Consider the following 9186-nt stretch of genomic DNA (forward strand, 5'->3'; position numbering starts at 1 on the left):
GGCAGGACGGTTTTTAACAGGGAGTAGTCATCCTCGCGTAGCGGGGATCCATAAGTTTTAGTGAAAGATCAAAAGCTGGACTCCCGCGCGCGGGAGTGACGAACGAGAAATAAAAACGCAAACGAAAAACCACAAAATTAAAAAATATTTTTACTACTACAAATTTTTACTACAGCTCAGAACCCTAAGGAGAAAAATGATGTGTGGAATTGTTGGCGCCGTAGCGCAACGCGATGTGGTGGATATTCTGGTGGAAGGATTGCGCCGCCTTGAATATCGCGGCTACGACTCAGCCGGTGTGGCTGTGGTAAACAGCAGCGGCGAATTACAACGCGTGCGCCGCTTGGGCAAAGTCAAAGAATTATCCGATGCGGTACACAGCAGCCCTACTCCGGGCGGCACTGGTATTGCGCATACCCGCTGGGCTACTCACGGCGAGCCAAGCGAACGCAATGCGCACCCGCATGTGTCAAAAGAGCATATCGCGGTAGTGCACAACGGCATTATTGAAAACCACGCAAATTTGCGTCGCCTCTTGCAAGAAGAAGGTTATGTATTTACGTCCGATACCGACACCGAAGTCATCGCGCATCTGGTGCAAAAAGAATTAAAAAATACCGACAGTTTATTAACTGCAGTACAAAAAACCGTAAAACAATTACACGGCGCTTACGGCACTGTGTTGATGGATAAAAACGACGCATCGCGTTTAGTGGTTGCACGTTCAGGTTCACCTTTAGTGATTGGTTTGGGCATTGGTGAAAACTTTATCGCGTCAGATCAACTTGCGCTTTTGCCAGTTACTCGCCGTTTTATCTTTTTGGAAGAAGGTGATGTAGCAGAAATTACCCGTCATAGCATTCGTATTTTTGATAAAGACGGTGTAGCCGCTGAGCGTCAGGTTCACGAATCTACCGCCAGTTACGATGCGGGTGACAAAGGCCAATATCGTCACTTTATGCTGAAAGAAATTTACGAACAGCCTAACGCGGTGATGAATACCCTGGAAGGTCGCTTAAGCAATGAATCGGTATTGGATGAAACCTTTGGCAACGGTGCCGCGGAATTATTTAAAAAAGTAAAACACATTCAAATCGTCGCCTGCGGCACCAGCTATCACTCCGCCATGGTTGCGCGCTATTGGTTGGAATCGCTCGGGGGTATTTCCTGCAACGTCGAAATCGCCAGCGAATTCCGTTATAGAAAATCGTTTGTGCAACCTAACAGTATGGTTGTTACCATCAGCCAGTCCGGTGAAACGGCAGACACGCTTGCCGCTTTGCGTTTGGCAAAAGAACTCGGCTACTTAGGCAGTTTGAGTATTTGTAACGTGGCGGGTTCATCATTAGTGCGAGAATCTGATTTAGCATTTATGACCCGCGCCGGTGCGGAAATTGGTGTCGCCTCTACCAAAGCCTTCACCACGCAATTGGTTGGTTTGGCGATGCTGGTATTAGCCATCGGCAAATACAACGGTCTTTCTGCTGAACAGCAAAAAGAAATGGTCGGCGCGTTAAAAAATCTGCCCGCAAAATTGGAAGAGTCACTCGCACTCGCGCCAAAAATTGAAGCACTTGCCGAAGAATTTGCGGACAAACACCACTCTCTCTTTTTAGGCCGTGGCGATCAATATCCGATTGCAATGGAAGGCGCGCTGAAGCTAAAAGAAATTTCTTACATCCACGCTGAAGCTTACGCGGCCGGTGAATTAAAACACGGCCCACTCGCACTGATCGATGCAGAAATGCCGATCATTGTTGTCGCACCCAATAACGACTTGTTGGAAAAATTAAAATCCAACGTCGAAGAAGTGCGCGCACGCGGCGGGATTTTGTATGTCTTCGCCGATGAAGACGCGCATTTCGAATCCGATGCTACTATGCGCGTTATCAACGTCCCGCACATTCATCCATGGTTAGCACCGATCCTCTACACCTTGCCGCTGCAATTGCTGAGTTATTACGTAGCGATCATTAAGGGCACGGATGTGGATCAGCCGAGAAATTTGGCGAAGAGCGTAACGGTGGAATAATTGTATTTGTTGTTTTGACCTGCTGTCCTCAGGGAAAAAATAGCGATATTAGTATTCCCTAAATGATACTAACGTTATAAGTTAGGAAAAAATTCCTGATAATAAAGGCCGATTGATAAAATCAAACGGCCTTTTGTTTTTTAATGACTATTTATTAAGCTATTTGTTTGAAATGCACCTGTAAAGGAGGTGATATGGGCCGGCCAAGAAAACGAAGCACGGTTGAGGATTATGAAAGGCTGCTTGCCGATGGCTTTGGGACTGGCGAAAAAGAAAATTACCTTCCATGGGTACGTATCCCAGACTTTGCTTCGTACGGCGTATCTGCCGCAATCCCGGGCATAACTATTAAACGCACACACGAGGTTCTCTCCGGTCTTGAAACTCGGGCGTTTCTCATTGCTGAGTTCAATAAATCAGTGATCGATATACGTGAGCAGTTTCCACTGTTTCCGGTAGATCACCTTATCGCTCTGGCAGAGCGTGCCGGGATTGTTTATCCACGCGTTTCTGGGACGCCCTATGTGCTTACAACGGATTTGCTGTTAACAATTGAAAAAGAGGGAGAAGTTTCTTATTTGGCAGTAGCTGTGAAACCTACAGAGGCGCTTCGCAAAAAGTCGGTGCTTGATAACCTTGAGCTAGAAAGATTGTGGTGGACTTCTCTTGGGGTTGAATGGGTGTTGGCCACTGAAACTGACCTGCCAGAGGTAGTAGGCGACAACTTAACCTGGATATCTCATGAATTTCGTGAAGCCGAGTTTGATTACGATTCGGTTAACACATGGATGTTGAAACCTCTTGCTTCGAAAATCGAACCAAGAACCTACATGATTGGTGAGTTGATTTGCCGGATCGCGCAAGAGCTCAATCTTGATACTATCGAAGCAAAAATACTGCTTTGTAAAGCGATTTGGCAACACTTACTCGTAATTGATCTAAATGTGTCTATCCAAAAGCAAGGCATGATAAAGGTTTTAGCTTGGAACTTTAGTGATCCGAGTTACGAGGAGCCAAGTTATGAAAATATTGCGTAACGACACTATATCGATAGCTAATAATACGGTTCTCGTCGAAGGAGAGTACAGAGTTTTAGACGTCTTTGTGAACTCTGGATATATCTGCCTCTTTGCAATGAATCAAAAGAAAAACGGAGCAAAACCCATCTTATTGGGTGTACATGATTGGAGCAGCCTGGTTGAGGCGAATGTAGTCGAGAAATGCCACAAAGCTTTGCCGATGGAAATGCTGATGGAAGATGGGCAGCTGTCCCCTTCAAACCTGGAAGCACGAAACTCCAACTACGCGCTAATTCAGGAGCTTGTCGAAAATCCCGCATTCCTCGAATCATACTGTATGACGGGCAGGAGTAAGGCAATTGTTGAACATGCAGAAAAAATGGATGCGACTACGCTTCAGATATATCGCGCCTTGAGGAAGTTTTGGGAATATGGACAAGTCCCCAACGCCTTGTTGAATTTTTCTTCTCTTCGTGGTGGTCGTGGAAAAGATAAAAAAAGTTCATCCAAACAACGTGGTCGCCCTATTGATCACGGAATCTATGGTCTACGAAAAAAAACTTCAATAAATGTGACCAAACAAGACAAAGAAAATATCCTAGTCGCATTAGGTGCGCAGCTTAATAAACGAAAAAAAATAACATTCACAAAGGCTTACGATACATACAAGGTAATGTTTTGTGAATACGAAATTGAACTGGCAGTTGCTGAAAAACGTCCCGCGCAAATCCTGTCGTACGATCAGTTCCTTTACTGGGCCAACAAACTTATGGCGCGTGAAGAAATGGCTAAGCGGCAAATGACCGACAGTGCGTTTTCGATGAACCAAACAGGTTCTAGTAGCTCCGTAAACGACAAATTTGTTGCTCCAGGAATGAGATACGAAATAGATTCTACCACCGCAGATGTATACATAGTTTGCGAAGTGTCTCGCGAGAGAGTGCTGGGGAGGCCGACGATTTATTTCGTCGTTGATGTTGCAAGCAGAATGATAGTTGGACTACATATCTCCATGGAATATGCGAGCTGGAACGCAGCGAGACAGGCACTTTTTAACGCATGTATGCCAAAAGTTGAATATTGTGAACGGTATGGAGTGTCTATAACAGATCAAGATTGGCCATGCCAGGGAATGCCAGCAACTTTGATGGCGGATAGAGCTGAGATGTTGGGTATTCAGCCTTTCATCTTTGCAAAGAATGTGGGGACGATATTGACTATAGCACCGCCTTATCGAGGCGACTTCAAATCCATCGTCGAGCGCCGGTTTGGTATCCTTAACGAGGAAATACATTTTTTGCCAGGCACCACTTTAGGTGAACTTCGCAAGCGAGGTGAGCCTGACTATCGCTTAGATGCAGCGCTAACTGTTAATTCCTTCACCAAAATTATTATCGACTTGGTGCTTGAACATAACCGTTTCCGTCCTTTCGATGACTTGATTACGCGCGGGCTCATACAAAGCAACGCAGCCCTGACACCTCTGAACTACTGGAACTTTTATACATCACGTTTTCAATGTTCTTTAAAGACATTTTCCTCTGATCATTTTGTAGCGCGGTTGATGAAGCAAGGAGAAGCAAGTGTTACCCAACAAGGAATAATTTTCCGCGGGTTGCGTTACTCCTGCAAAAAAGCCACTGAAGAAGGGTGGGCAACGACCGCTGCGAATGGTGGATCTTGGAAACTGGAATGTCGATATGACGAGTCATGGTCCACAGACATATATATACGTGAGCCGAACGCAACAAACTTTCTGAAGTGCAAGCTTCTATCCTCCGAGTCGGTATATGAAAATTTACACCAAGCAGACGTGACATTTATCAACGAATGGACGAAAAGCAAATCAGAAGATCCTTACTACGACCAAAGTAAAATACAACGAGCTAAACGTACCAAGAATACTATTAAAGAAGAGATTAAACTAACTGCCGCTGTAGCCGGAACAGTTTCAAAGAATTCAAGAGTGGTAAATATCAATGCGCACAGAAGGCAGCATTTAGAGGATCAAAAACCAAAATACCCTGATATAAAAAGTAATGCGTTGAACCAGAATATTCCAAATATAACTACAAAATTGGAACGGATGAAAAACCTGTTTGAATCTGCGAGGGATGAGGAGCTTTGACATGTATCACGAGTGCTTTTTGCCTGAACATAAAAACAATCCTCTAATTGAAGCGCTACCACCGTTAGTCGACGATCTGGAGATAATCAAACGTCTTCGCTACGGGCAACAGTGTAATCCAGAGGAGCGGACGCATCCTGATTTCATAAGGAAGAAATATTTACACCGTATTGATCAATTTACGGAGCCTACTTATGAATATGTTACTTGCTTTCGTGCCATAGAGGATTTAATCACCGAGTCCTATGTACCCAAAAACCCTTTTCTCAACACCACACGGCACTGGCTGCATTACGATGAGCCTGGAAAAACAAGATATGTACCATCAAATGGTTTGTTTGTGCCAAGAGCTGTATCAATGGCGGTTATCGGGGATGGAGGTGCAGGAAAATCATGGATGTTAGAAAATATCCTCAGGTATTTTCCGCAAACAATTCAGCATAAGCGCTACCAAGGTAAACCTCTAAAACTCGATCAGGTCGTCTGGATAAAAGTCAATTGCACAGAAAACGCGAACGTGAGCGCCCTTCTCATTTTGATATTAGAGGAATTGGATCGCCTAACCGGTTCCGATGATGCACGTCGGGCACTTACGGCTCGCGATAGAATTGCTCACGCGAGCTTATCCATTTCCCGGAAGCTGAAAGCTTTGTTTGTGGGAATATTGGTGATTGATGAGATCCAGCATCTAAAGTTTGCCGATAAAAAACAGAAAGCTATATTCATTCAATTTCTCCTAAATACGATGGCACGTGCTGGTGTACCTGTTGTCTTTGGCGGTGACCCAAGGTTGAAGGAGCTTATGACGGAGGAGTTGCCTGTTTCTCGTCGCGTTGAATCTGGAGGTTTTATCTCTATGCGTGGATATACCGAACATGAGTGGGAATTATTTTTTAGCCATCTCTGGAGATATCAATGGACCAACCCCGTTACCCCGCCAAGCCAAGAACTTTCAGATTGCTTACGAGTATTGAGTACAGGCCTACCTGATTTTGCGATCAAGACATTCAAAGCTGCTCAAAAACTGGTGATTGGATCAGGTAACGAAACACTCAGTCCGGCGATCTTAAAGCAAGCACATTTCGAAACCTGTGTATTGAGTGAGGCGCATTTGGCAGAGCGAAGGAAGGCCAACAACCCTGTTAGGGACGAAAAAGTGGAAGCTAATGCCCCTCGACCAGGTGACATTAAAAAGAAAACGAAAAAAAAGCCAAAGTCTACTTGGGATGTCAATCGCGTACAGCATGATGAATTCGAGAGTCGGATAGCAAAAGTCCGAGAATTAAATTTCGCATCTCAAGACTTCATCTGGAACGTGCTTCGGAAGGCATCTGAGTTCCCAGACCCCATGGAAAGTCTTGAGAAAAGCAAAATACTCCTCCGCCATTCAAAAACGCTTTCGTTTTGAGGAAAAGCGGAGTGATTAGCCATCATGCACCCATAAAACCGAATAATGGTGAAACAATTTTTTCCCTTCTTACGCGTGAGCATATGATGTCAGGTCGAATCAGCCCACTAGTGAGCTTGAAGGAAATGACGGGTCATCGGGGCTATAAGCCACTTTCAAGCCTTCCTTCCTATTTAAACGTAATTTGTCAAAAACTAGACTTAGGAATATCCCTCAATGAAGTGATAAATAGGCATACGTTATTCAATCTTTACCAACCATTTCTTAACCCAGAGCGACGTCAGTTCGTCATTGATGGAATGATTGGTTCAGGTGCTACTAAATCCAGGATGGGATTATTGAAATCTCACTGCGGCGCAGCGGATCAACTCGCCTACTGTTGCGAATGTGCGAAAATAGATATTGAACGATTAGGGTTCGCATATTGGCACAGAGAACATAGCCTCGTTGGTGTTGAAATATGCCCTTGGCACGGGGTGCCGCTTACAAAAATTGAAATAGAAAGTGAAAAATATGGCGCTAGAAATTTGCAACTCCCTGGTAACGAGTCAACAGTAAAATTTTGGACACAGGAACAATATGAAAAGCTGTCGTATATAGCTCAGCAAATATCTATCATTTTAAATTCTTACTCTGAGATTTATATAACGGCAAGCAATTATCAAGGTGTGCTTAAAGCGGAGCAGCTAGTTACCGCTTCAAACCATATTCGAATTCGGGCTCTTAAAGCGAAGGTAATTTCATGGTTAAAGCCTCTGTCCCAAATCGGAGTATATAAACAATTATTTTCTGCGTTAAATGTAGAGCGTGATTGGACTGCGAACTTGGTTGCAGGGAGAGACGGCCTTCATCATCCGCTCAAACACATCGTCCTGTTGGGGGCGATTGGTAGTGGTTATCAGTCGTTCATGGATGTACTGAATGGTGGTGAGCAATTATCCCTTGAATTGAATCATGCTCCCAGAAAATCTTTTTCGTTAGATGAGTTCTTAAGTACATGTCAAGGCAGTATGAGCGCTAGGCAAGCGTCGAAAATATTGGGTTGTTCTGTCAATACTGCCCTGGTCCTTTTACAGAAATCTGGTCTCTCGCCTAATCGAAGACCTAAAAAGCTAAATTCATGCACTATCGAAAAAATCCTGGACATGTCTGCTCGCGGGTATTCAACAAGGTTGATTGCTATCGAAACGGCCCTTTCCATTTCTACGATTAATCGAATAAAGCGTTGCCATATCGGGCAATGAAGATTTTGGTTGGATACCAATTCTTTCCGTTTTCACGGAGTTAGGCACTGGCAATACCAGTCACATTTTTATCTAAATTTCAGGACTTTAAATTTGTCGCACGATTTTCCAGCGCTAGAAGAAACATTATCGAGTTTTGCGGTGAGAAATTTAATGAGTTCGGGATTGATCGAAAGTGAGCAAATGGCAAAATGTCTATTTGTAAGAGATCTACCCAATAGCTGGAATCTTTGGCCAGCGTCTTCACCCGCAGTACAGTCCATATTCCGAAAAAAGTTTGGCACTAGACAGTTTGATAAGATATTAAGAGCCCATACTCTGCTCCCAATGTATCAGCCCTTGGGCCCAGATGAAATCACAGCGTCGATGGAGAAGTTATTATTGAACGGTCGCAACCGTCATATGTGTAGAAAAGACGGTCTCAAGACTATTAATATTGGCGAAAATTTAGAGTCAACAATTCGCTACTGCCCTCTTTGCTTCGATGAACAAGTATCGCAACATGGGTTTAACTGGTTCAAGCGAGATTGGTCGATTCCAGAGGTTCGGAGATGTGCCTTGCATCAGTGCGATTTAACAATCGCGTACTGTCCCTCATGCGAGAATCAGCGTCCACTGAGCTTGACGATTTCAGCGATGCAAGGCTACTGTGAAAAATGCGGTAACGATATCCGAAAAGTTACGTATGAACACGAAGATTCTGGTTACGCAACTTGGCTGATTGATCTATTGCATTATGAATTACCTCCCTTAACAGTGGATGTGAGGAAAAATCTGTTGGGTCGTGCCTACCGAAAAATATTGGAAATTCAAGTTTATGAGAGAAGCTTGAAATCGGAGATGGCTAAATATTTTTCCGAAGAATACAGAATAAATGAAGCTGAAATCGCACGAGGTTGTCTGTTTCGCCAACGTCCTGTCATTACAAAGGACGAGTATGAGAGCAGATTTGTTACAGATATAAGTAGTCGTGGAAGTATGGTTATGCGCTGCTTCGCGTATCCACTGTATTTAGCCTATCCCAAGTTCGAAACGTTTGTGAGAGAAGCATTTTATCCGGGATGTGGCTTTTCACTCGCGCATAGATAGAATCTAATAATGAAACCACTTGGCGGAGAGAACTTCGACAATCGATTGTTGGACCCACTTGTATTGCCATAATTAGGTGTTTAGTAAATCAATCTACAGCCGCTATTGAAGATGGTTGTTAAGATGTATAAATTACGACCTGACAAAACGAAAGCCATGTTGCATATTTGCACAACTCATCCCTAGCAGGCGTCTTTCAGTTGGCTTTTGTCTGGGACGAAAAAACCGCCCTTCGGCGGTTTCAGACCGCTGACAAACCCCTAGCC

6 protein-coding genes are annotated in these 9186 nt (G+C 44.1%); all 6 read left to right on the forward strand.

What is annotated here, in order from left to right; all coding sequences use genetic code 11:
- The first annotated feature begins 199 nt into the window (after positions 1 to 199).
- The 6 genes from glmS to B2739_RS06915 all read left to right on the forward strand — a co-directional run bounded on the left by glmS (position 200) and on the right by B2739_RS06915 (position 8920).
- Positions 200 to 2032: a glutamine--fructose-6-phosphate transaminase (isomerizing) gene (gene glmS / locus B2739_RS06890; RefSeq protein WP_331345134.1), complete on the forward strand. Its 1833-nt coding sequence runs from the start codon at positions 200 to 202 to the stop codon at positions 2030 to 2032.
- 194 nt (positions 2033 to 2226) lie between these two features.
- Positions 2227 to 3069, forward strand: coding sequence for a TnsA endonuclease N-terminal domain-containing protein (locus B2739_RS06895; RefSeq protein WP_331345115.1), 843 nt, complete (start codon positions 2227 to 2229; stop codon positions 3067 to 3069).
- Entirely contained in the window at positions 3053 to 5179 is a 2127-nt protein-coding gene (locus B2739_RS06900; RefSeq protein ID WP_331345116.1) for a Mu transposase C-terminal domain-containing protein, read from the forward strand. Before B2739_RS06895 ends, B2739_RS06900 begins: the two co-directional genes overlap by 17 nt.
- Before the next feature lies 1 nt (position 5180).
- On the forward strand, positions 5181 to 6587 hold the full coding sequence (locus tag B2739_RS06905) for an AAA family ATPase (protein ID WP_331345117.1): 1407 nt from the start codon (positions 5181 to 5183) through the stop codon (positions 6585 to 6587).
- Between the two features lie 11 nt (positions 6588 to 6598).
- The gene (locus B2739_RS06910) at positions 6599 to 7831 is read left to right on the forward strand and encodes a TniQ family protein (RefSeq protein ID WP_331345118.1); all 1233 of its coding nucleotides are present in this window, start codon (positions 6599 to 6601) and stop codon (positions 7829 to 7831) included.
- 93 nt (positions 7832 to 7924) lie between these two features.
- The gene (locus B2739_RS06915; RefSeq protein ID WP_331345119.1) at positions 7925 to 8920 is read left to right on the forward strand and encodes a TniQ family protein; all 996 of its coding nucleotides are present in this window, start codon (positions 7925 to 7927) and stop codon (positions 8918 to 8920) included.
- Positions 8921 to 9186: the final 266 nt, after the last annotated feature.

It is taken from the genome of Cellvibrio sp. UBA7661 (assembly GCA_002483365.1).
GTDB lineage: Bacteria > Pseudomonadota > Gammaproteobacteria > Pseudomonadales > Cellvibrionaceae > Cellvibrio.

Bases quoted from the DNA above. Each gene is read 5' to 3' on its own strand.
- glmS (WP_331345134.1), top strand. From the start codon at position 200: ATGTGTGGAATTGTTGGCGCCGTAGCGCAACGCGATGTGGTGGATATT.
- B2739_RS06895 (WP_331345115.1), top strand. From the start codon at position 2,227: ATGGGCCGGCCAAGAAAACGAAGCACGGTTGAGGATTATGAAAGGCTG.
- B2739_RS06900 (WP_331345116.1), top strand. From the start codon at position 3,053: ATGAAAATATTGCGTAACGACACTATATCGATAGCTAATAATACGGTT.
- B2739_RS06905 (WP_331345117.1), top strand. From the start codon at position 5,181: ATGTATCACGAGTGCTTTTTGCCTGAACATAAAAACAATCCTCTAATT.